The 22,928-nt window shown below is 64.5% G+C and carries 24 protein-coding genes; 17 read left to right on the top strand and 7 right to left on the bottom strand.

What is annotated here, in order from left to right; translation table 11 throughout:
- Positions 1-158 precede the first annotated feature (158 nt).
- Positions 159-773, top strand: a complete 615-nt coding sequence (locus IE091_RS02490) for a hypothetical protein (protein WP_039180342.1) — start codon at positions 159-161, stop codon at positions 771-773.
- Here IE091_RS02490 and IE091_RS02485 read toward each other — a convergent pair.
- Entirely contained in the window at positions 764-1,651 is an 888-nt protein-coding gene (locus IE091_RS02485) for an ATP-binding protein (RefSeq protein WP_039180345.1), read from the bottom strand. The two genes, IE091_RS02490 and IE091_RS02485, sit on opposite strands and share 10 nt — an antisense overlap.
- 97 nt (positions 1,652-1,748) lie before the next feature.
- On the opposite strand from IE091_RS02485, the gene IE091_RS02480 reads away from it, so the two are divergent.
- Both IE091_RS02480 and IE091_RS02475 read left to right on the top strand, forming a co-directional pair.
- Positions 1,749-2,552, top strand: coding sequence for a M48 family metallopeptidase (locus IE091_RS02480; RefSeq protein WP_039180348.1), 804 nt, complete (start codon positions 1,749-1,751; stop codon positions 2,550-2,552).
- Between the two features lie 26 nt (positions 2,553-2,578).
- Positions 2,579-2,836 (top strand): hypothetical protein, encoded by a 258-nt coding sequence (locus IE091_RS02475; RefSeq protein ID WP_016914931.1) that lies wholly within the window; start codon positions 2,579-2,581, stop codon positions 2,834-2,836.
- On the opposite strand, the gene aroE is transcribed toward IE091_RS02475, so the two are convergent.
- The 5 genes from aroE to IE091_RS02450 form a co-directional block, all read right to left on the bottom strand.
- Positions 2,833-3,654: a shikimate dehydrogenase gene (aroE, locus tag IE091_RS02470; protein WP_189462719.1), complete on the bottom strand. Its 822-nt coding sequence runs from the start codon at positions 3,652-3,654 to the stop codon at positions 2,833-2,835. The two genes, IE091_RS02475 and aroE, sit on opposite strands and share 4 nt — an antisense overlap.
- A complete protein-coding gene (gene hemF / locus IE091_RS02465) occupies positions 3,651-4,628 on the bottom strand; it encodes an oxygen-dependent coproporphyrinogen oxidase (protein WP_189462718.1) in 978 nt (325 codons plus the stop codon). Before hemF ends, aroE begins: the two co-directional genes overlap by 4 nt.
- 81 nt (positions 4,629-4,709) lie before the next feature.
- On the bottom strand, positions 4,710-5,267 hold the full coding sequence (gene tsaC / locus IE091_RS02460; RefSeq protein WP_039180357.1) for an L-threonylcarbamoyladenylate synthase type 1 TsaC: 558 nt from the start codon (positions 5,265-5,267) through the stop codon (positions 4,710-4,712).
- A gap of 47 nt (positions 5,268-5,314) precedes the next feature.
- A complete protein-coding gene (gene dprA, locus IE091_RS02455) occupies positions 5,315-6,481 on the bottom strand; it encodes a DNA-processing protein DprA (protein ID WP_189462717.1) in 1,167 nt (388 codons plus the stop codon).
- A 112-nt stretch (positions 6,482-6,593) separates the two neighbouring features.
- Entirely contained in the window at positions 6,594-7,637 is a 1,044-nt protein-coding gene (locus tag IE091_RS02450; RefSeq protein WP_096922143.1) for a LysM peptidoglycan-binding domain-containing protein, read from the bottom strand.
- 194 nt (positions 7,638-7,831) lie between these two features.
- Between IE091_RS02450 and def the strand changes: the two genes are divergently transcribed.
- The 8 genes from def to IE091_RS02410 all read left to right on the top strand — a co-directional run bounded on the left by def (position 7,832) and on the right by IE091_RS02410 (position 16,258).
- Positions 7,832-8,344, top strand: coding sequence for a peptide deformylase (gene def / locus IE091_RS02445; protein ID WP_016914937.1), 513 nt, complete (start codon positions 7,832-7,834; stop codon positions 8,342-8,344).
- A gap of 136 nt (positions 8,345-8,480) precedes the next feature.
- Positions 8,481-9,473 (top strand): methionyl-tRNA formyltransferase, encoded by a 993-nt coding sequence (gene fmt / locus IE091_RS02440; RefSeq protein ID WP_096922142.1) that lies wholly within the window; start codon positions 8,481-8,483, stop codon positions 9,471-9,473.
- Positions 9,470-10,801: a 16S rRNA (cytosine(967)-C(5))-methyltransferase RsmB gene (gene rsmB / locus IE091_RS02435; protein ID WP_189462716.1), complete on the top strand. Its 1,332-nt coding sequence runs from the start codon at positions 9,470-9,472 to the stop codon at positions 10,799-10,801. Before fmt ends, rsmB begins: the two co-directional genes overlap by 4 nt.
- A 59-nt stretch (positions 10,802-10,860) precedes the next feature.
- A complete protein-coding gene (locus IE091_RS02430; RefSeq protein WP_016914940.1) occupies positions 10,861-11,067 on the top strand; it encodes a dodecin in 207 nt (68 codons plus the stop codon).
- Between the two features lie 111 nt (positions 11,068-11,178).
- On the top strand, positions 11,179-12,552 hold the full coding sequence (gene trkA, locus IE091_RS02425; protein ID WP_039179559.1) for a Trk system potassium transporter TrkA: 1,374 nt from the start codon (positions 11,179-11,181) through the stop codon (positions 12,550-12,552).
- A 30-nt stretch (positions 12,553-12,582) separates the two neighbouring features.
- Positions 12,583-14,031, top strand: a complete 1,449-nt coding sequence (locus IE091_RS02420) for a TrkH family potassium uptake protein (protein WP_039180372.1) — start codon at positions 12,583-12,585, stop codon at positions 14,029-14,031.
- Positions 14,032-14,105: 74 nt separating this feature from the next.
- Positions 14,106-15,350 (top strand): TraB/GumN family protein, encoded by a 1,245-nt coding sequence (locus IE091_RS02415; RefSeq protein ID WP_189462715.1) that lies wholly within the window; start codon positions 14,106-14,108, stop codon positions 15,348-15,350.
- Complete coding sequence (locus IE091_RS02410) at positions 15,347-16,258, top strand: DMT family transporter (protein WP_096922139.1); 912 nt, start codon at positions 15,347-15,349, stop codon at positions 16,256-16,258. Before IE091_RS02415 ends, IE091_RS02410 begins: the two co-directional genes overlap by 4 nt.
- Here the strand turns inward: IE091_RS02410 and IE091_RS02405 are convergent, their stop codons facing one another.
- Positions 16,259-17,035 (bottom strand): tRNA-uridine aminocarboxypropyltransferase, encoded by a 777-nt coding sequence (locus IE091_RS02405; RefSeq protein WP_189462714.1) that lies wholly within the window; start codon positions 17,033-17,035, stop codon positions 16,259-16,261.
- A gap of 168 nt (positions 17,036-17,203) precedes the next feature.
- On the opposite strand from IE091_RS02405, the gene bioB reads away from it, so the two are divergent.
- Genes bioB through bioA form a run of 6 tightly spaced genes read left to right on the top strand, consistent with a single transcriptional unit; the run spans position 17,204 to position 22,906 of the window.
- Positions 17,204-18,292, top strand: coding sequence for a biotin synthase BioB (bioB, locus tag IE091_RS02400; RefSeq protein ID WP_039180379.1), 1,089 nt, complete (start codon positions 17,204-17,206; stop codon positions 18,290-18,292).
- Positions 18,285-19,424 carry an 8-amino-7-oxononanoate synthase gene (gene bioF, locus IE091_RS02395; protein ID WP_229800700.1) on the top strand — a complete coding sequence of 380 codons (1,140 nt, stop codon included), beginning with the start codon at positions 18,285-18,287 and terminating at the stop codon, positions 19,422-19,424. The genes bioB and bioF overlap by 8 nt, the downstream gene beginning before the upstream one ends.
- Entirely contained in the window at positions 19,421-20,131 is a 711-nt protein-coding gene (locus tag IE091_RS02390) for an alpha/beta fold hydrolase (protein WP_096922137.1), read from the top strand. The genes bioF and IE091_RS02390 overlap by 4 nt, the downstream gene beginning before the upstream one ends.
- Positions 20,128-20,913, top strand: coding sequence for a methyltransferase domain-containing protein (locus IE091_RS02385; RefSeq protein ID WP_189462712.1), 786 nt, complete (start codon positions 20,128-20,130; stop codon positions 20,911-20,913). Before IE091_RS02390 ends, IE091_RS02385 begins: the two co-directional genes overlap by 4 nt.
- Positions 20,910-21,632, top strand: a complete 723-nt coding sequence (gene bioD, locus IE091_RS02380) for a dethiobiotin synthase (protein ID WP_189462711.1) — start codon at positions 20,910-20,912, stop codon at positions 21,630-21,632. Before IE091_RS02385 ends, bioD begins: the two co-directional genes overlap by 4 nt.
- Positions 21,629-22,906, top strand: a complete 1,278-nt coding sequence (gene bioA / locus IE091_RS02375) for an adenosylmethionine--8-amino-7-oxononanoate transaminase (protein ID WP_189462710.1) — start codon at positions 21,629-21,631, stop codon at positions 22,904-22,906. Before bioD ends, bioA begins: the two co-directional genes overlap by 4 nt.
- Positions 22,907-22,928 lie beyond the last annotated feature (22 nt).

The raw sequence follows: 22,928 nt of genomic DNA, 5'->3' as shown, positions 1-22,928 counted from the left end.
CCCGCCTATATGGCGGGCGATGGCTTTTCGGTTTTTGCGACCAGCGCAACTTTCAGTGCCAACAAATCCGCTTGACAGCCATGGGCGGTGGCCCTCAAATAGCGGCGCTTTCGAGCATCCGCTACACTGACCTTTTGCCCTTTCTCTGGGGGAAACACATGCACCATGCCCTTCGCCGTGGCCGCAGCCTGATTCTGCTGCTGCTCGCTGCTCTACTGACCGGCTGCCTTGCGCTGCCACAAACCGGCCTGTTTGCCTTCCGGCTGGCCGTTACTTCTCTGGGAGTCGAAGAGGTACGCATCGGGCCATACAGCGTGAATGCCGGCCTGGATACCAGCGACATGACTCGCCTGCTGGCTTCGAGCCTGGGCGCTGGCAGCCTGCCAGTGCAGGCCACCCTGGCCATGGGCCTGGGGCTACCGGCAGGCATGCCTGCCGTTGAAATGTCCGGGTTTCGCTGGACGCTGGACATGCCGGGCGTCGACCCCGTGCAGGGGCAGTATCAACAGGACGTGACCCTCACCCCAGGCGACGACGCCAACCTGCGCCTGCCGGTGGCGTTCGATATTCTGGCCACCGACACCCAGCGCATGACGCCCATGATCGAGCTGGCCAGCCAGTTGGCAAGCCAGGGTGAGCTGCCCCCCGGTAGCGAGCTGGCCATCACTCCTGGGGATCTGCGCGGCCTGGGCATGACGCTGCCGTCAGGCCTGCTGACGCCGACCATCCGCTTGAACGTCGGCGCCGATGGGCAGCTGATTCCTCAGCGCTGATCGGCGCGCTGACGCTCCTCTTGCAGCCGCTTGCGGCCCACGTACTGGGCCGCAAACTGCCACGCCGTTCGGCCGCTGCGCCCACCGCGCAGGGTGGCAAAACGTACGGCTTCCGCCCGCGCGCCATCGTCCCAGTCGTTACCGCTACCTGTGCGGTTGACCCAGTGCTCACAGACCTCCAGGTAGGTTGCCTGGTTGAACGGGTGAAAGCCCAGCCACAGCCCGAAACGGTCTGACAGCGAGATCTTCTCCTCCACGGCGTCACCATGGTGCAGCTCTTCGCCTACCAAACGGCTTCCCTGATTATCCTCCATCGACTCCGGCAGCAAGTGTCGGCGGTTGGAAGTGGCATACAGCAGCACGTTCTCGGGAGGGCCAGTCAAGGCGCCGTCCAGCACGCTTTTCAGCGCCTTGTAGGCATCATCGTTGCCTTCGAACGACAGGTCATCGCAGTACACCACGAAGCGGTGGGGCTGATGGCGCAACTGCTCGACCAGCCGTGGCAGGCTTGCCAGGTCATGGCGGTCGACCTGGATCAGGCGTAACCCTTCGCTGGCCAGAGAGTTGAGCAGCGCACGCACCACCGACGACTTGCCGCTGCCACGAGAGCCCCACAGCAAGGCATGGTTGGCAGGCAGCCCCTGCAGAAAGGCGCGGGTGTTATCGACCAATGCCAGTTTCTGCCTCTCGATGCCCAGCAGGTCGTCCAGCGTCATGCCATCTCGGGGCGGCACCGGCACCAGTTGGCCGCCCAGCGGGTGGCGCTGCCAAATGGCCGCCACATGGGTCTGCCAGTTCACCGGGGTGGGCACTGGCGGCAACCAGTGGTCGATGTGATCGAGTAGCTGCGTCAAGCGCTGGCTTAATTGCGCATCCATGGTGGCCCTCAGAGTAGGTTATGATAAGAGTTGATTTACCGCTGTCAGTGGTTATCTTGTGTGCAAGGATCCCTTCTCGTCTATTAGGAAACCGTCTATGCGCTGGCTTCGACCCTTTGCCGTCACCGCTTTGTGCGCCTCTCTGGCTGCCTGCTCCACGTCCCCCACCGGCCGTTCGCAGCTGTTGCTGCTCTCGGAAGACCAGCTCAATCAGATGGGCCAGCAGGCGTTCGCGCAGTACCAGCGCGACGTGCCTACGGCCAACCAGGCGAGCCATCGCTATGTCCAGTGCATCACCAACGCCATCGTCGACATTCTGCCCGGCGAACAGCGTAATCTGGATTGGCAAATTCGCGTGTTCGAGTCCGAGCAGCCCAACGCCTTCGCCCTCCCCGGGGGCTACATGGGCGTCAATACCGGCATGCTGAACGTGGCCACCAACCAGGATCAGCTGGCATCGGTCGTCGGCCACGAGATCGGTCACGTGCTGGCACGCCATGCCAACGAGCGCGCCTCGACCCAAAGCGCCACTTCGCTTGGCCTGTCGGTCATTTCCAGCGCCTCCGGTATGCAAACCCCGGCGGGCCAGCAGTTGATGGGCGTGCTGGGCATGGGCGCCGAGTACGGCATTTCGCTGCCCTTCTCTCGCCGCCATGAAAGCGAAGCCGATGTCATCGGCCTGCAGCTGATGGCACAGGCAGGCTTCGATCCCCGCGAAAGCGTGACTTTGTGGGAAAACATGCAGGCCGCGTCCAGCGGTGGCGCGCCCCCCGCCTGGATGTCGACGCACCCAAGCCAGGGGCAGCGCATCCAGGGCCTGCAGGCCAACATGGAGCCCGCCATGGCCAGCTTCGAAGAAGCTCGCCAAAGCGGCCGCACGCCCAACTGCCCACGCCCCTGATATACGCTCCTGACATTGAGGTTTAGATGATCCGACTGGGTTTACTGCTGCTGGTACTGCCGATTCTGGTGCTGCTGAGCGTCTATTTCTGGGAACTGGGCGACGTGCGCGCCTGCCATCTCGAAGGGGGCTACTGGAACTACCTGGAAAGCGCCTGCCGCGAGACGCCCCAGCCGTTCGTCTCCTGGCTGGAGCGCTCTCCCTTGCTGGTGAACGGAGGCATGCTGCTCTCCGTGGTGGGGCTGGTGATGTGCATGGTGGGGTTCTATACCAAACCCCGCTAGCCGCCCGTCAATGACTGTCGAAGCCGCGTGCGCACCTGAGACGTCTCGGGGCGCACGTTGCGCCACAGGAAGAACGACTCGGCGGCCTGCTCGACCAGCATCCCCAGGCCGTCCAGCGGCTGTGCGCCCTGCGCCTCGGCCCAGCGCAGAAAGACCGTGGGCTCGGCCCCGTACATCATGTCGTAGGCCCAGGCACCCTCGCTGAACAGCGCCTCTGGCAGCGGCGGCAGCGCACCAGAGAGGCTGGCACTGGTGCCGTTGATCACCACATCGAACGGCCCCTCGATGGCCGCGTAACCACTGCCGCTGATCGGCCCCAGGTCGGCGAACGCAGCGGCCAGCTGAGTGGCTTTTTCGGCCGTCCGGTTGGCCACCTGCAGGCAGGCGGGCTTTTCCGCCAGCAGCGGCTCCAACACGCCCCGAACGGCACCGCCAGCGCCCAGCACCAGCAGGCGTTTACCCTTCAACGTCACGCCCTGATAGGCAAGGTCACGTACCAGCCCGACCCCATCCGTGGTATCGCCATAGGTGCGGCCATTGCCGCCGACGATCAGCGTATTGACGGCCTGCGCGCGTTTGGCCCGGTGGCTGAGCGTGTCGCACAGCGCAAAGGCATCGCCTTTGAAAGGCACGGTCACATTGGCACCGCGCCCGCCCGCCACCACGAAGGCCTGCCAGGCACGAGCGAAGCCGTCGGTGGGGGCCAGCTGCGCGACGTACTCCATGGCCTGCTCGGTCTGGCGGGCAAATTCAGCGTGAATCATCGGAGACTTGGAGTGCTCGATGGGGTTGCCGAACACGCAGTAACGGTCGCTCATGAGGCCTCTCCACTGGGCTGGCGTTGCGATTGAGGCTGGGCCTGAGACTGCGGGGACTGGCCCGCTTCACCCAGCCAGTCACGCGGCACCAGGTAATCGTGCAGCTGCGCTTCGCGGCTGCCCTGGGCAGGCGTGAAGTCATACTCCCAGCGCGCCAGGGGCGGCATGGACATCAGAATCGACTCCGTGCGCCCACCGCTTTGCAGGCCAAACAGGGTGCCCCGGTCCCATACCAGGTTGAACTCCACGTAGCGGCCCCGACGATAGAGCTGAAAATCGCGCTCCTGCTCACCCCAGGCATCGGCCTGACGACGCTCGACGATGGGCAAGTACGCCGCCAGGAAGCTGTCCCCCACGGCGCGCTGAAAGGCAAAGCACTCCTCGAAGCCGCCTTCGTTGAGGTCGTCGAAAAACAGCCCGCCCACGCCTCGGGTCTCCTCCCGATGCTTGAGGTAGAAATAGTCATCGCACCACGCCTTGTAACGCTCGTACACACCTTCCCCAAATGGGGCGCAGGCGTCACGCGCCACGCGATGCCAGTGCACCACATCCTCGAATACAGGGTAGTAGGGTGTGAGGTCGAAACCGCCGCCAAACCACCAGACCGGCGGCTCGCCCTCCTTCTCGGCAATGAAGAAGCGCACATTGCCGTGGCTGGTGGGGATATGCGGGTTTTCAGGATGCATGACCCAGGACACCCCCACCGCATGGAAACTGCGCCCCGCCAGCTCCGGGCGGGCGGCGGTGGCCGACGGGGGCAACTGAGCACCAAAGACATGCGAGAAATTGACGCCGCCCTTTTCGAACACCCGCCCATCGGTCATGACGCGTGAGCGACCACCGCCGCCCTCTTCACGCTGCCAGCTATCCTCCCTGAACGTGGCCTGGCCATCGGCGGCGCTCAAACCGGCGCACAGCCGATCCTGCAGATCCAGAAGGTAGTGTTTGACGTCGTCGAGGTGTTCGTGGGCCACGGTAGCTCCTGGTGAGATGAATCGTGAATCGTAAGTCATGAACCGATGATGACGAAGCGATGATGTCGGGGCACTAGTGACTCAAGCGCGCATCACCTTGCCGGTCAGCAGGTCTCTGATGGTGCTGGGCTTAGCATTGCCTCCCAGCTCTCCGGCCACGATGGCCGCGACTTCCTCGCCAAAAATGGTGACGACCTCGTCGGCGCTCATGGCGGGTGGGTCACCGGCTCGATTGGCCGAGGTGGACACCAGCGGCCCGCCAAAGGCTTCACAGAGCGCTTTCATCAGCGGGTGGTCGGTGACGCGCAGAGCCACACTTTGGTGAGCGCCGCGCACGAGGCCATGGCTACGGCCGTTATCGGGCACCAGCCACGTATTGGGACCAGGCCAACTGGCGGCCAGCGGCGCATGCAGCGCCAGGGGTAGCTGGCTCAGCCAGGGCTGGAACTGTTGAATACTGGCCGCCACCAGAATGACGCCCTTGGCCGGGTCACGCTCTTTCATGCGCATCAGGTGCGCCAGCGCCTCATCATTGTCCGGGTCACAGCTCAACCCCCAAACGGCCTCGGTAGGGCAGGCAATCACTCCCCCTTCCCGTAGCGCCTGCACCGCTGCTTTCACGTCAACCGCCGTTTTCATGGACGCTCCTACTGGCTATCGAACCATCAGATCGAGAAAGCGCCATCTTACCATGCTGCCGTCAGCCGAACCCAGCCACCCGCACGCTGGGCCACCTGCCCTTCCAGCTCCAGCATCAACAGCCGCTGCTGACACTCACTGACCGACAGCCCCGTGCTCTGCACCAGCCAGTCGATGGGCGTGGGGGAAGGTCCCAGCGCGTGCAGCAGGCGGTCAGGCGGCTCTGTCTGGGCAGAGTCTGTCTGGGCAGAGGGCGTTGGCGACATCGGCGCGGGGGCCACAGGCGAGGCCTTCTCGGCAGGCGCTTCCTCCGAGGGCGTTAGCATCGGCCAATAATGCGGTGCCCAGTGCTGAAGCTCGGCCAGAATGTCCTCCACGTGGCGCACCAGCGTCGCGCCATTGCGCAGCAGCTGCAGGCAACCACGGGCTTGAACGTTATGCAGCGACCCCGGCAGGGCAAACAGCTCTCGCCCCTGCTCCAGCGCCAGCCGGGCACTCACCAGCGAGCCGCTTTTCTCGGTGGCTTCGACCACCAGGGTTCCCAACGAAAGCCCCGTGATGATGCGGTTGCGGCGTGGAAAAAAGGCCGGCCGCGCCACGGTGCCCGGCGGGTGTTCGGAAAGCAGCAGCCCGCCGGGCTGGGTGCTCAGCTGCTCGTGCAGCTCGCGGTGGCGCGCCGGATAAATGACGTCCACCCCACACCCCAGCACGGCGATCGAATGCCCACCGGCGGCCAGCGCGGCGCGCTGGGCAACGCCATCGACGCCCAGCGCCATACCGCTGACAATACACCAGCCACGGCTGGCCAGCTCACGGGCAAACGCCTGGGCATGGCCACTGCCTTCGGCGGTCGGTTTACGGGTACCTACCATGGCCAGGCCCGGGCCCTCCAGCGCCTGCAAATCCCCTTGTGCCCACAGCACCACGGGCGGGTCCGGCAATTGGTTCAGCAGCGCAGGCCAGGCCGGGTGGTCGCGGTGCAGCAGATGACGATGGGGCGCCTTGCCCAACCACACCTCGGTCTCTTCCACCACCTGCTGAAGCGGGCTGCGCTGAGGCTGCGCCAGCCATAACCTGAGGGCATTGGCCGCCGCACTGGGCAGCGCCGCCAGCCAGCCCTGTGGCCACTGGGGCGAGCGGGCCACCAGCTGTGCAATACGGGCTGCGCCCATGCCGGGCAATGCATTGATTACCAGCCACTCCCTGGCGTCCATCGCCACCTCCTTTTCATCGTTCGAGTACACCTGCGGCCTAACAGGTTATGTACGAAAGCCAGGCTATGTATGAAAACCAGGCCATGTACGAAAACCAGGCTGAGTACGAAAACTAGTGCTGGGGAGTTCTCACCACGTCACCCACGGCCAGCACATTGGAAGCCTGCATGACCAGCGCATAGCTCATGTGACTGTAGGGTTTGAAGATCATCACGAGACCCGCTTCGGTGGCAGGCAACTGAATCAGCTCCTGGGTGCGCGGGTCGTCGACCACTTCCCCTTGCTGATCGACACGCAAGACATGGCCGGGCTGCAGGCCATCCTGGGTGCCCACATCCAGCGCCACGACCTGCAACCAGCCAATGAAGCGAACGCCGCTGGGCACGGCCACGATCCGCCCGGCCACCTGGTTCAGCGGCGCCCTGGGAGCAAAGGCCTCGCTGCCCGGAATATCTTCCAGCGGCAGCAGGATGTCGTTGTTGCGCACTTCCTGGTTGGCACGCAGTACTTCGACACGTGAAATATCGCCTTCACTGCTGATGCGCCGCGCTTCGCCGATACTGATCAACTCGTCGCCCAGCAGGGTGCCGTCTGCTGCCAGGTAAGGCTCGCCGGGGCGATAGATCCCCAGCCGCTGGCGGGCGGGCAGCTCGCCACGCACATAGAGCGTATCCCCGGCACCGCTGATCAGCCGCTGGTTGTCGCCACCCACCACATAGGCCAACTCCTGAATGTCCTCACCCGGCTCGACCACCCGGTGATCGCGCAAAAAAGAGCGCACCACGTCCATGGGAATGGGCGTGATCGCTTCCCGCTCGGGAATGCTGCGCATTTGCGGCGATAGCCGAACCACGCTTTGGCCACGCTCCAGCGTCAGGCACGGCTGGCCCTGGCAATCGCCCAGTACCAGTACGTCGCCTGGGTAGATGAGATGCGGGTTGCGAATCTGCGGGTTGGCTTGCCACAGCGCGGGCCACTGCCAAGGGGAGCGCAGGTAGCGTGCGGAGATATCCCATAGCGTATCCCCGGCGACCACTTCGTAGCGCTCGGGTGCATCGCTGCGCAGCCGCTCCCAGGCCTGCGCCGCCGGGCTCAGCGCCAGCCAGGTCAGCAGCACTCCCAACACGCTGTGATAAAACGGCTTTCCAGCTACCATCCTAGCCACCATCCGTTCTCCCCTCGTTATCCCCTGGTGATTGTTTGAAGCAGTTGCGGGGGCGCCACGGCGCGGCGCGTGCCCAGGAACGCTTATGGCATGATATAGTGGTCAATATAAAGCACTTAGGCCCGCCGACACAGCGCGGCGCCTGCTCATCTTCAAGACTCTGCATAAACGGTGACGGTAACGCCATGGCCAAACTTCCTATTCTCGTATTTCCTGACGAGCGCCTGCGCACCAAGGCGGTCGCGGTGGAAACCGTGGACGACGAGGTCCGCCAGCTCGTGGATGACATGCTGGAGACCATGTACGACGCCCGTGGCATCGGCCTGGCCGCCACGCAAATCGACGTGCACCGCCGGGTGGTGGTCATGGACGTCAGCGACGATAACTCCCAGCCGCTGGTGATGATCAACCCCCGCTATGAGCCTATCGGCGAAGAGCGTGAGCCGCTGTCGGAAGGCTGCCTGTCGATTCCCGAGTATTACGCCGAAGTACCGCGCTACCTGAAGGTCAAGCTGACGGCGCTGGACCGCCACGGCGAGCCCTACGAGCTGGAAGCCGACGGCTTGCTGGCCCACTGCATTCAGCATGAGTACGATCACCTGGAAGGCGTGCTGTTCGTGGATTATCTGTCCCCGCTCAAGCGCGACCGGGTCATGAAAAAAATGCAGAAACGCTACAAGCAGATGAACGACGCCTGACCCCGGTTGCGTCATCTGGCCCTGGGCCGAGCTGACAACGTTGCCCCACAAGCTTACCTGTGACGACAACGCTGCCTCTCGGCCCTCCTGCGTTTCATCGGCAGCACTTTCTCTTTTCACTCAAGGGCTCTCCACCATGTCACCGTTACGCGTTGTTTTTGCTGGCACGCCAGACTTCGCCGCCTCCAGCCTTGCTGCCGTTCTCGACAGCGAACACGAAGTGGTGGCGGTCTACACCCAGCCCGACCGCCCCGCTGGACGTGGCCGCAAGCTCACGCCCAGCCCGGTCAAACAGCTGGCTCAAGCCCAGGCGCTGCCGGTGTATCAACCCGTCAGCCTGAAAGACGCCGAGGCCCAGGCCGAGCTGGCGGCACTGAACGCCGATGTGATGGTCGTGGTCGCCTATGGTCTCCTGCTGCCCCAGGCGGTGCTGGATACGCCGCGCCTGGGCTGCATCAACGTACACGCCTCGCTGCTTCCCCGCTGGCGGGGTGCGGCGCCGATTCAGCGTGCCATTGAAGCGGGCGACAGCGCCTCGGGCGTCACCATCATGCAGATGGATGCGGGTCTGGATACCGGCGCCATGCTGCACGAAGTGCGTACCCCAATTACCTCCCGCACCACCGGTGGCGACCTCCACGACCGCCTGGCCATTCAAGGGGCCAACGCGCTGATCCACGTGCTGGACAACCTCGACAACGGCAGCCTAGAGGCAACGCCTCAGCCGGACGAGGGCGTGACCTACGCCGCCAAGCTCAGCAAAGCCGAGGCCGAGCTAGACTTTAGCCAGCCCGCCGAGCAGCTGGCGCGCAAAATCCGCGCCTTCAACCCGTGGCCGGTGGCTTGGTGCACGCTAGGTAACGACCGCCTGCGCCTACTCATGGCCAGCGTCGAGCAAGGTGAGCAGCCGCAATCGCCCCCCGGTACGCTGTTGGCACATGGCGACGAACACCTGCGCATTGCCTGCGGTGCCCAGGGCCAGGAAGTGCTGTGCGTTAGCCGTGCCCAGCTGCCCGGCGGCAAAGCCATGGCAGTGCGTGATCTTTTGAATGCCCGCCAAACGCCCTTGAGCGAGGGTGTTCGCCTTGGACAGCCTTCACAGCCAGCCTCGCAAGGAGCGCACCCATGAGCGAGCGACCCACCAAAGGCGGCAGCGGCCTGGACGTGCGCGCGGTGGCGGCCAGAAGCCTGGTGCCGATCCTCACCGACAAGGGCTCCCTGGCGGGGCTGGACGAGCACAGCGTAGTAGCCAGGGACCGTGCGCTGCTCAAGGAGCTGTGCTATGGCACCTGCCGTCGCTTGCCGCGCCTTCAGGCGCTGGCCCAACGCCTGCTGAAACAGCCGTTCAAGAAGCGCGACGCCGACGTTCAGGCCCTGCTCCTGATCGGTATTTATCAACTGCTCTACATGCGTACCCCGGCCCACGCCGCCGTGGGCGAAACCGCCGGCGCCGCCCGTCTGCTGGACAAGGAGTGGGCAACACGAGTGCTCAATGGCTGCCTGCGACGCCTGCAGCGCGAAGCCGACGCGCTGCAGGCCGAAGTGGACCGTGATGAAAGCGTCGCCCTGGAGCACCCCCAGTGGCTGCTGGGTAAGCTGCGTAGCGCCTGGCCCGATCAGTGGCGGGCCATCGCCCAGGCCAACAACGAGCCCGGCCCGATGACGCTGCGCGTCAACCAGCGTCACAACGACCGTGAAGCCTACCTCACGCGACTCACCGAGCAGGGGTTGAGCGGCGAGCTGTGCCTGCACGCCCCGGACGGCATTACGCTGCACACCCCCTGCGACGTGACCGTACTGCCCGGCTTTGCCCAGGGGCACGTCAGCGTGCAAGATGAAGCCGCCCAGCTGTCGGCCGCTCTGCTGGGCCCGGCCCTGGCGCCCAGGCCCGGCGCCCATGTGCTGGATGCCTGCTGCGCCCCGGGCGGCAAGACGGCCCATTTGCTGGAGCAGTTCGATATCGCCCTGACGGCGCTGGACAGCGACAATCAGCGCCTGGCCCGTGTCGATGACACCCTCGCTCGGCTAGGGCTCGCTGCAGAGCTGAAACATGCCGATGCGACCACCCGCGACTGGTGGAGCGGGACGCCGTTCGATGCCATTTTGCTGGATGCCCCCTGCTCCGGCACGGGCGTGATTCGCCGCCATCCGGACATCAAGGCCCTGCGTCGCAAGGAGGACATTCGTCAGTTGGCCAGCCTGCAGCAGCGCCTGCTCGACAATCTTTGGCCGCTGCTCCGCCCCGGCGGTACGCTGCTCTACGCCACCTGCTCGGTGCTGCCGGAAGAGAACAGCGGCCAGATCGAGGCCTTCCTGGCCCGCACCCCCGACGCCCGGGCCACCACGCCGAACGATGTGGCCTGGGGCGAGCCCAGCGGGCCGGGCAGGCAACTGTTTCCCGCACAAAACAGTCACGATGGCTTTTTTTATGCCAGACTGGAGAAGCAGACTGCCTAAGGCAAGCGCCTGGCCTCAGGGGCATTAGGCAGTGAATTCATGACAAGGATGGAGAACACATGAGTCATCACACCTACAAGCACATCGAACTTACCGGCTCTTCCGAAAAAGGTATTGAGGAAGCCGTTCAGAACGCATTGGCCAAAGCGTCCGAAAGCGTGCACAACATGCGTTGGCTGGAAGTGACCGATACGCGCGGTCACATAGAAGATGGGCGTGTTGCCCACTGGCAGGTCACGATCAAGGTCGGCTTCACGCTGGAGTAATCGTCACCTGCTTTTCGACGGCGGCTGGTTTACACTGGCCGCCGTCTTTGTTGCAGCGCACACCGCGTGCTGATAAAACGCTGGCGCTCATAACGGAACCGATGCTTAGCGATGAAAATCATCATTCTCGGCGCCGGCCAGGTCGGCGGCACCCTGGCGGAGCACCTTGCCCGCGAGGAAAACGACATTACCGTCGTCGACACCGACGGCGCCAAGCTACGCGAGCTGCACACCAAGCTGGATATCCGCACGGTCACCGGCGCGGGCTCCTACCCCATCGTGCTGCGCCAGGCGGGCTGTGAAGACGCCGACATGCTGATCGCGGTGACCAACACCGACGAGATCAACATGATCGCCTGTCAGGTGGCCCACACGCTGTTTCGCACCCCCACCAAGATCGCGCGGGTTCGCTCCACGGCTTACCTCACCCGCAAGGGCCTGTTTGCCCACGAAGCCATTCCCATCGACGTCTTGATCAGCCCGGAACAGGTGGTGACCGACCACGTGCGCCGTTTGATCGAGCATCCCGGCGCCCTGCAGGTGCTGGAGTTTGCCGGGGGGCTGGTGCAGCTGGTGGCGGTGAAAGCCTTCTACGGCGGCCCGCTGGTGGGCCAGAATCTCGCCTTCCTGGGCAAGCACATGCCTAACGTGGAAACCCGCGTCGCCGCCATCTACCGGCGCAATCGACCGATCATCCCCCAGGGCGACACGGTCATCGAAGCCGACGACGAAGTGTTCTTCCTGGCGGCACGGCGGGATATCCGCGCGGTGATGAGCGAGCTGCGCAAGGTGGAGCGCGACTTCCGCCGGGTGGTGATTGCCGGGGGTGGCAACATCGGCGAACGCCTGGCGGAGCATCTGGAGCATAGCCATCAGGTCAAGATCATCGAACACAGCCTGGAGCGCTGCACCACGCTCTCGGAGCGGCTGGACCGCACCGTGGTGCTGCACGGCAGCGCCACCAGCAAGCGCCTGCTGGAAGAAGAGAACATCGAGGATTGCGACATCTTCTGCGCCCTGACCAACGACGACGAGGTGAACATCATGTCGTCGCTGCTGGCCAAGCGGCTGGGGGCCAAGAAGGTGCTCACGCTGATCAACAACGCCGCCTACGTGGACCTGGTCCAGGGTGGTGATATCGACATCGCCATCTCCCCACAGCAGGCCACCATCGGCAGCCTGCTGACCCACGTGCGCCGGGGCGATATCGTCAACGTGCACTCCCTGCGCCGGGGCGCGGCGGAAGCCATCGAGGCCATTGCCCACGGCGACAAGCAGTCTTCCAAGGTGGTGGGCCGCACCATCGATGAGATCGAGCTTCCCGAAGGCACCACCATCGGTGCCGTGGTGCGCGGCAAGGAAGTGATGATTGCCCACGGCGACGTGCGCGTGGAGAGCGGTGATCACCTGATTCTGTTCGTGATCGACAAACGGCGTATCCGCGACGTCGAGCGGCTTTTCCAGGTGGGATTGACGTTTTTCTAGGAACCAGCCAGCAATGAGACCCTCCCTGCCATGAGCCTGCGGATTATTCTACGTATCTTGGGCCTGCTGCTGATGCTGTTCAGCCTCACCATGCTGCCTCCCATGCTGATGTCGCTATGGTTTCGCGACGGCGTTTGGCATGCGTTCATGAGCGGCATTGCGATTTCCGTCATCACCGGCCTGCTGATCTACCTGCCGAACCGCCGGGCGCGCAAGGAGCTGCGCATTCGGGACGGTTTCATCATCGCGGCCATGTTCTGGACCGTGCTGGCACTGTTCGGCTCGCTGCCGCTGATGCTGTTTGGCGAGGACTCCCTGAGCATTACCGATGCCGTCTTCGAATCCTTTTCGGGCCTGACCACCACCGGGGCCACGGTCATTACCGGCATCGATTTTCTGCCCGAGTCGATCCGCTACTACCGCCAGCAGCTGCAGTGGCTGGGCGGTATGGGCATCGTGGTACTGGCGGTGGCCATCCTGCCGACCTTGGGGGTCGGGGGCATGGCCCTGTACCGCACGGAAATTCCGGGGCCGCTGAAAGACTCCAAGCTGACGCCGCGCATCACCGAAACCGCCAAGGCGCTGTGGTATATCTACGCCACCTTGACCTTTGCCTGCTTCGTGGCTTACATGATCGCGGGCATGGATTGGTTCGATGCGCTGGGCCACAGCTTTTCCACGGTCGCCATCGGCGGATTTTCGACTCATGACCTGAGCATCGGCTATTTCGACAGCGCCGCCATCGAGCTGATCTGCATCAGCTTCATGCTGATTTCGGCGGTGAGCTTCAGCCTCCACTTCGTGGCCTGGCGCGAGAAGCGCCTGACCCACTATTTTCAGGACCCGGAAGCCCGGTTTCTGCTGCTGTTCCTGACGGGTCTGACCGTGATTACCGTCATTACCCTGTGGCTGACCAAGACCTATGACGACATCACCGGCCTGCGGCATGCGCTGTTCGAGGTCGTCTCCGTGGCTACCACGGCGGGATTCGCCGTGGCCGACTTCTCAGGCTGGCCTGGGGCAATTCCGTTTCTGCTGTTCATTGCCGCCTTCGTAGGGGGCTGCTCGGGCTCCACCGCTGGCGGCATGAAAGTGATCCGCATCATCCTGATTCTCAAGCAGGGCATGCGCGAAGTCATGCGCCTGATTCACCCCAACGCGGTGATTGCGGTGAAGGTCGGCAAGGTCAGCGTACCCGACAGCATCGCGCAGGCGGTATGGGGCTTTTTTTCGGCCTATGTCATGCTGTTCTTCCTGATGCTGGTGGGCGTGATGGCCACCGGCGTGGATCAAGTGACCGCCTGGTCGGCGGTGGGCTCGGCGCTCAACAACCTGGGCCCTGCGCTGGGCGAAGCCAGCAGCCACTATGGCGACTTACCCAGCCTGGCCAAATGGATTCTGGTACTGGCCATGCTGATGGGGCGCCTGGAAATTTTCACCGTCCTGGTGCTCTTTACTCCGGCCTTCTGGCGGCGTTGATACACCACTGAGCCCCGGTATTGACGGCTTGTGTACGTTTTCACCTTTTTATACTTATACATCGAGACTGTTGAATGACCCACGATGACACTACGCGGCCACCGACGCCGCCCCTGCCCTCCACTAGCGGCCCGCTGAAAACCGTGACCGTGGGCGACACCTGCTACACCCTGCTGGGCACGGCCCATGTCTCGGCCGAAAGCGCCGACGACGTGCGCCAATTGATTGCTACCGGCCATTTCGATGCGGTGGCCATCGAGCTGTGTGACGCCCGCCATCACAGCATGGACAACCCCGATGCCATGGGCGAGCAGGACCTGTTTCAAGTGTTCAAGCAGGGCAAGGCCGGCATGGTCGCCGCCAGCCTGGCGCTGGGTGCCTTCCAGCAGCGTATCGCCGAGCAGTCAGGCATCCAGCCGGGCGCCGAAATGCGCGCGGCGGTGGATGAGTGCCGTGCTCGCCAACTGCCGCTGCTGCTGGTGGACCGCGATGTGGGCATCACGCTCAAGCGCATCTACAGCAACGTGCCTTGGTGGCAGCGCTTCTCGCTGTTTTCCGGGCTGATTGGCAGCGTGCTCTCCCGCCAGGATGTCTCAAAGGAGGAGATCGAAAAGCTCAAGGAGGGCGATATGCTGGAAGCCACCTTCAGCGAATTCGCAGCGGAATCAGAAACGCTCTACACCCCGCTGATCCGCGAACGCGACCGCTACATGGCGCTACGCCTGGCCGAAGAGGCACCTCCCGGGCGCTACTCGAACGTGCTGGTCGTGCTCGGCGCAGGCCACCTGAAAGGCACCGGCGAGCACCTGGAAACACCGCTACCGGAAAACCCGACCCAGGAGCGGGAATCGCTGGAAGCTACTCCGCCGCCCTCCAAGCTATGGAAAGTCATGCCTTGGCTGATCACCGCGCTGGTGCTCACCGGCTTCGTGGTCGGTTTTTCGCGTAATACCGAGCTGGGCTGGCAGCTGGTGATGGAGTGGTTCTTGATCAATGGCCTGCTATCCGGGGGGGCGACCCTGATTGCCCTGGCGCATCCGCTCACCGTGATCGCGACCTTCTTTGCTGCGCCGCTGACGTCGCTCAACCCCACCATTGGCGCCGGTTTCGTGGCCGCCGGGGTCGAGCTTTACATGCGCAAACCCAAGGTGCGCGATTTCTCCACCCTGCGCCATGACGTGACGCAACTGAAAGGCTGGTGGAAAAACCGCGTGTCACGCACGCTGCTGGTGTTCATTCTCGCCACGATAGGTTCGGCCATTGGCACCTGGGTGGCAGGCTTCAGAATTGCCGGGGCGCTGTTTGGCGGCGCCGCGTGAGCCATAGCACCATCCGGCAAGCCCCCTGGCAGGCCGATGCCCTGCTGCTGCTGGTGACCACTCTGGCAGCAGGCGGGTGGATATTTTCCAAGGAAGCGCTGGCAGGCATGCCTCCGCTGCTGTTCATCGGCACCCGCTTTCTGCTCGCGGGAGTCATTCTGCTGGGCTTCGCCTGGCCGACACTGCGCCATTTGCCTGCCCGGCGTATTCGGCGCGGCCTGCTGGTAGGCGTACTGTTCAGTGCGGCCATCGCTTTCTGGGTGCTGGGATTGCATCACTCCCAGCATCTGGGAGAAAGCGCTTTCATCAACAGCCTGGGCATTCTGCTGGTGCCGGTGGTGGCCCGCCTGCTGTTTGGCGACCGTCCCGCCACCAGCACCTGGGTAGCCCTGCCCGTCGCGCTGACAGGCTTTGCGCTGTTATCGCTGAATGCCGGTTTTCGGGTGGAGGCCAGCCAGCTGCTGATGCTTTGCGCGGCCTTGTGCTTCGCGCTGCTGATCAACGTCAATACGCGGGTGGTGCGCAATGTGCCTGCCCTGTCGTTGACGACGCTGCAGCTGCTTTCCGTGGGCATCGTGTTGACCGCTGTTTCATGGGTAGTGGAAGAGCAGACGCTCTCCCTCGATGCCCCGATTCTGGGCTGGTTTCTGGCCAGCGTGCTGCTGGCCAGCTCACTGCGGTTCTTTCTTCAGATCAAGGCGCAGGGCATGACCACGCCAAGCCATGCAGCGGTCATTCTGATGCTGGAGGCCGTCTGGACGGCGCTGCTGGCCGCCTGGTGGTTCAACGAAACCATGTCGGCGCTTCAGCTCACCGGCTGCGCGCTGATTTTCGCGGCCCTGCTGATCAACCGCTGGTACTGGGTGCGCAAGGTGCTGTTGCGCTGGCTCCCCGGCGCCAGGCCTTGATCAGCGCGGCGCATCCCCCGCCTTTCGGGCCAACAGCCGAGTCATGGCCGCCGTTGGCTCCTCGATCTTGCGGTAGTAGCGGCTCTCGGCGTAGCTGTCGTTGAACACGTCGAAGTAGTCGTCCAGCACGCTGGCGGCATTTTCATCACCGCTCTGACGCAGCAGTTCGATGGCCACCTCGGCGGTGCACAGGTGGGCTTTCGAGGCGGGCTTGCGCAGCCGGTAGCGGGTTTCGCGCTCGGTGTGCAGCGGCAATACCGGCAGCGTGTCCAGGTAAGGGCTCTTGCGGAACATACGCCGGGCCTGTCGCCAGGTGCCGTCCAGAATGATGAAGACTGGAATACGCGACTGCTGCTTGACCGCCTGGACGGCCTCCAGCCCCACCACTCGTTCCGCGTAATCCGGCTGGTCGTCAGGAAAAATCACGAACGGAGCATAGCGCGGGTCTTGCAGCAGTGCGGCCAGCGCCTCGTCCGGCGCCGTGCGATACCAGGTAAATACCCGAGTGTTGGTCAGCACATCACCAATCAGGCGGCCGGTATTGGTCGGTTTGAAGTGCTCGATGGAGTGGGTCAGCAGCCACACCTGGGCGTCACTCTCTGCCTTGACCTGATAAGGGCACAGGCAGTTCAGCTCGGGCAGATTGCACCCTTCGCAGCGCTTGACGAAGCTGCCGCGCGCTTTGAATTCGCGCCGCGGCGGTCGCGGGTGCCCCGTGGCCGGGTCGCGGTCGGTCAAGGCGTCATGTTCAGGGGGCAGCGAGGTCGCGTCAGGCATCTGCGCTCCAGTGGTGATCAAAGGGCGCAGAGTATAAAGCAGGCCGTGCATCGTGACGAATGTTCCCTTCCTCCGCCCTCCAGTAAACCAACCAATCATTAAAAGTTGACACCCTTGACATCTCACCGCTAGAGTCCTGTCAACTTTCAAATTAAAAAAGGTTTACCCGTGACCACTCACACGACGGCTTCTCACGCGGCTGATGCCGCTCCGCGCCATGACTGGACCCTCGAGGAAATCGACGCGCTGTTTGCGTTGCCCTTCAACGACCTGCTGTTTCAGGCCCAGCAGGTGCATCGGGCACACTTCGATGCCAACGCAGTGCAGGTGTCTACCCTGCTGTCGATCAAGACCGGGGCCTGCCCGGAAGACTGCAAGTACTGCCCCCAGTCGGGTCACTACAACACTCAGTTGGAAAAAGAGAAGCTGCTGGAAATAGAGAAAGTGGTGGCCCAGGCCAAGGCCGCCAAAGAGGCGGGCGCCAGCCGCTTCTGCATGGGAGCGGCCTGGCGCAGCCCCCGGGACAAGGATCTGCTGGCGGTGGAAGAGATGGTGCGCCAGGTGAAAGCGCTGGGGCTCGAAACCTGCATGACGCTGGGCATGGTCGATGGTGAACAGGCCACCCGGCTGGCCGCCGCGGGGCTGGACTACTACAACCACAACCTCGACACCTCCCCCGACTACTACGGCGAGATCATCACCACGCGCACCTACAGCGACCGCCTGGAAACTCTAGCCACCGTGCGCGACGCCGGTATGAAGGTGTGTTCTGGCGGTATTCTCGGCATGGGCGAAGGCGCCCAGGATCGCAGCGCGCTGCTGCAACAGCTGGCCAGGCTCTCCCCGCATCCTGAGTCGGTGCCGATCAACATGCTGGTAAAGGTGCCGGGCACCCCGCTGGAAAACGCGGAGGACCTGGACCCGCTGACGTTCATCCGCGCCATTGCCGTGGCGCGCATCATGATGCCCCAGAGCCATGTGCGCCTCTCGGCAGGCCGCGAGCAGATGAGCGAATCCACCCAGGCGCTTGCCTTTCTGGCCGGTGCCAACTCGATCTTCTACGGCGACAAGCTGTTGACCACCGGCAACCCCCAGGCAGAGCGCGACCGCGCGCTGTTTGCCAAGCTGGGCCTGCACCCCGAGCGCCGCGATACCTGCGAAGACGACACGCAGCATAGCGAGCGGCTGGCTCAGCAGGCTCAGCGCAATGCCCAGGCCGAACGCGCCGCGGCGCTGGCGGTGGACGCCAGTGTCTGAGGCGTGGCAGCAGCGCTTGGCAACCGCCCGCGACCAGCGAGAGCGCCTGCAGCGCTGGCGCTCCCGCCGAGTCGCGTCTCACGATGCGCTGGACTTTGCCGGCAACGACTACCTGGGCCTCGCCCAGGACCCACGGGTGCAGGCCGCCCAGGCAGAAGGCGCCAAGCGCTTTGGTGCCGGGGCTGGGGCGTCGCATCTGGTCAGCGGCCATCTGAGCATTCACGACGCCCTGGAAGCTGCGCTGGCCGAGTGGACCGGGCGCGAGCGGGCGCTGCTGTTCTCCACCGGCTATATGGCGAACCTGGGCGTGCTGCAAGCGCTGGCGGATTCCCACACCGCGATTTTTCAGGACCGCCTCAATCACGCCTCGCTACTCGACGGGGCCGCGCTGAGCGGCGCCCGTTCCCGACGCTACCACCACCGCGATGGCCAGGATCTGGCGCGTTTACTGGCGCGCAGCCGGGCCACCCATCAGCTGGTGGTCAGCGACGGCGTGTTCAGCATGGACGGTGATATCGCCGACATCGAACAGCTCGCCCACCTCAGCCAGCAACACGGCGCCTGGCTGATGATCGACGATGCCCACGGGCTTGGCGTCCTCGGCGAAAACGGCGCAGGCTGCGTGGCAGGCTTCAATAGCCAGCAGGTGCCGATTCTGGTCGGCACCCTGGGCAAAGCGCTGGGCACCGCGGGCGCTTTCGTGGCGGGGGATGCGGCCCTGATCGAACACTTGATTCAGTTTGCCCGCAGCTATGTGTACACCACCGCCCAACCGCCCGGCATTGCCGCCGCCACCCTGGAAGCGCTCACCATCGTCCAGCGGGAACCGGAGCACCGCCAGCGGCTTGCGCGCCACATCGACTACTTCCGCCAGCAGGCCACGGCCCTGGGGCTTCCTTTGGGCCACTCCCAAACGCCGATTCAGCCGCTGCTGCTGGGCAGCGAGCAGCGCACCATGGCCTGGGCCGCCCGTTTCGATAAACACAACGTTCAGGTAGGCGCGATACGCCCGCCCACGGTGGCCAACGGCGAGGCGCGACTGCGTATCACGCTCAGCGCCCGCCATACCCAGAGCGATATCGACCGACTGTTGGACGTGGCCGCGACCTGCCTGCACGAGGAGCCGCGATGAAGCTCATACTGCTGTCGGGCTGGGGCGTCGACCGCCGCATCTGGCAGACGCTTTCGGAACACTGGCCCAGCCCTGTCGAGCCCAGCGCGGTAGAGTGGCCCGGCTACGGCGAATCTCCTGCGCTACCTACCTCGACGGGCCTTGATGCACTGGCCGAGCGGATGGCACCCGAGCTACCCAGCGATGCCGTTTGGGTCGGCTGGTCGCTGGGTGGGTTGCTGGCCACAGCGCTGCTCGATCACTTGCCACCTCCCAACGCCCTGCTCTTGTTGGGTATTGGCCAGCGTTTTTACGACGACGCGAAAGACGGCGGCGTGACCAGTGGCGAGCTTGCCAGCTTTCAGCGCGCCTTTCGCCGCGACGCCATGGCCACATGGCGCCACTTTCTACGCTGGCAGTGCCAGGGCGAACCCAACGCTCGCGAGGCCCACCGCCAACTCCGTGGGTTGCTGGGCGACGCGCCCTGCGCGGACTCTGCCACCCTGGCCCAAGGCCTGACATGGCTGGCCACGCTGGACAACCGCGCGCACTTCGCGGCACCGCCCTGTCCTATCCACCTGCTCGCAGGCGCCCAGGACCCGCTGCTGCCAAACCGCACTCGCCAACAGGCCTCGCGGCTGGAAGACACCGGGCACTGCCCGATGCTCTCACGCCCGGCCCAGCTCGCCGCTCGGCTGGCCGAGCAGGCGACACAGGTGCCGCGATGAACTCACCATTGCTCTCTACCCCCGTCCCCCACTGGCAGACCCGCGTTGCCCGGGCCTTCTCCCGAGCGGCGCCGCGCTATGACGCGCTCGCCAGCGCCCAGCGCGATATCGGCGAAGCGCTCTGGCAAACGCTGCCGAAGAGCGCCCAGCAGGTGCTCGACCTGGGCTGCGGCACCGGCTACTGGACCCAGAGGCTGGCCACCCGTTACCCGGAGGCCGCCATCACCGGGCTCGACCTGGCCCCAGGCATGCTCGCCTACGCCCAGGCAACCTATGGCGAGGCCATCCGCTGGCAGTTGGGGGACGCCGCGGCGCTGCCGCAAAACGACGCCAGCGTTGAGCTGGTGTTCTCCAATCTGGCGATTCAGTGGTGCCCGAGCATCGAGGATGTCATGCAGGAGTTGGCGCGGGTGCTTGCCCCTGGCGGGCAGGCGCGCATCACCACCCTGCTGCCCGGCACGCTTCATGAGGTGGCCACCGCCTGGCAGCGGCCCGAGGCCCTGCTGCAAACGCCGGACGCCAGCACCGTGCAACGGGCAATTGCACGAAGCGGCTTGCGGCTTACCCACCACGTGTGCGAGCAGCGGCGCTTTTTCTATCCCGACCTGAATGCCGTCATGGCTTCCATCAAGGGCGTGGGCGCTCAGGTGGCAAGACCCAACGCGCAGCTCACCCGCCAGGCACTGACCGATGCCCGGTTGCGCTATGAAACACTACGCACGCTGCGGGGACTGCCGGTGAGCTACCACTGCCTGACGCTATGTCTGGAAAGCGCGAAATGAACAACACCTATTTCATCACCGGTACCGACACCGATGCGGGCAAGACCCTGGCCGCCAGCGCACTGCTGTGTGCTGCCCGTCAGCGCCAGTACACCACGCTGGGGTTGAAACCGATTGCCTCCGGCAGCGAGGCCGCGCCCAGCGGCTTGCGCAATCGTGACGCCCTGGCGTTACAAGCACAAAGCTTCCCGCCGGTGGATTACTCGACGGTCAATCCGTGGGCCTTTGCCCCCGCCATTGCGCCCCATTTGGCGGCTCTGGAAGCGGGCATGGTGCTGCGCGTGGCAAGCGTGACTCAAGCGCTGCGCGCTATCCTGAGCCAAACGCCACGCGACCTGACGCTGATCGAAGGCGCCGGCGGCTGGCGAGTGCCGCTCAATGAGGAGGAGGATTTTTCCGACCTGCCTCGCGCGCTGGGCCTTCCGGTGATTCTGGTCGTCGGGCTGAAACTCGGCTGTCTCAACCATGCGCGGCTCACCGCCGAGGCCATCGCCGCCGATGGCGTGACGCTGGCGGGCTGGGTGGGCAGCGTGGTGGACCCGGCCTTTGCCAGCAGTAGCGCACGGTTTGCCGCCAATGTGGCGCTGCTCGAACGCGCTCTGCCTGCGCCCTGTTTAGGGCTCATTCCCTATTTGTTACAGGCAGATGCCCACATCGCGCAGCGTTTTATCTTCCTGGATACGCTGCTCTCCCTCTCCGCTCAGGAGCCTACGCCATGAACTCTCCCGTGTGGCACCCCTACGCCCACCTCAAGACCCAGACACCGGCCCCCAAGGTGGTGGGCGGTAGCGGCAGCCACTTTACACTGGAAAGCGGTGAACGCCTGCTGGATGCCACCTGCTCCTGGTGGTGCATGATTCACGGCTACGGCCACCCGCGCCTGGTGGCCGCCATCCGCGAACAGGCCAGCGAGCTGTGCCATGTGATGCTGGGGGGCCTGACCCACGGCCCCGCCGACCAGCTGGCACGGGCGCTGGTGCGCATTACCCCGCCGGGGCTAAACCACGTGTTCTTCTCCGACAGCGGTTCGGTGGGCATGGAGGTGGCCATGAAGATGGCGCTGCAGTATCAGGTGCTCACCGGCCAGCCCGGCAAGCGCAAGATGCTCTCGCTGATGAAGGCGTACCATGGCGACACCACCGGCTGCATGGCGGTATGCGACCCCGAAGAGGGCATGCACGGGCTGTTCGCCAGCCTGCTGCCTCAGCACCACTTCGCCCCGGCCCCTAAGGCACCGTTCGATGCCACGCCAGCCCAGGTAGAGCGTGACCTCGCTGCGCTCCGAGAGGTGCTGTCGCGCCACCACCAGGAGATCGCCGCACTGCTGATGGAGCCGCTGCTGCAAGCGGCAGGCGGGCTGAACATGACCTCGCCGCACTACCTGCGCGGCGCCCGGGCGCTGTGCGACGAGTTTGGCGTGCTGCTGATTTTCGACGAAGTGGCCACCGGCTTTGGCCGCACCGGCAGGCTGTTTGCCGCCGACCACGCGGGCGTCACGCCGGATATCATGGTGCTCTCCAAGGGGCTGACCGGCGGGTATGTGGGCCATGCGGCCACGCTGGCCACCGACCGAGTGCACGACGCGTTCATTGGCGACAGTCAGCACCACGCCTTCATGCACGGCCCTACCTTCATGGGCAATCCACTGGCCTGCCGCGTGGCGCTGGAGAGCCTGCGGGTGTTCGAAGAGGAGCATTACCTGGAGAAAATCGCCGCGCTCAGCCAAGTGCTACAGCGCGAGCTGCTGGAAGACACAGCGCTGCGCGCGCACCCGGCAGTGGCAGATGTCCGGGTGCTGGGCGCGACAGCGGTGATCGAGACCCATGGCAGCGAGGCGCTGGCGGGCGTGGCCGCGTTTGCCAGAGCACGGGGCGTGTGGCTGCGCCCCATTGGCCGCTGGCTCTACACCATGCCCGCCTATATTGCGACGGACGTCGAGCTCATCCAGATTACCGGAGTCATGAAAGCGTGGTTTCTGGAAGCGCGCCGGTAATCTGCCATCCATCGGTTCGCTC

It is taken from the genome of Vreelandella hamiltonii (assembly GCF_014651775.1).
Taxonomy (GTDB): domain Bacteria; phylum Pseudomonadota; class Gammaproteobacteria; order Pseudomonadales; family Halomonadaceae; genus Vreelandella; species Vreelandella hamiltonii.
Note: the sequence above shows the minus strand (reverse complement) of the source record. Positions and strands in the feature narration are given on the sequence as shown.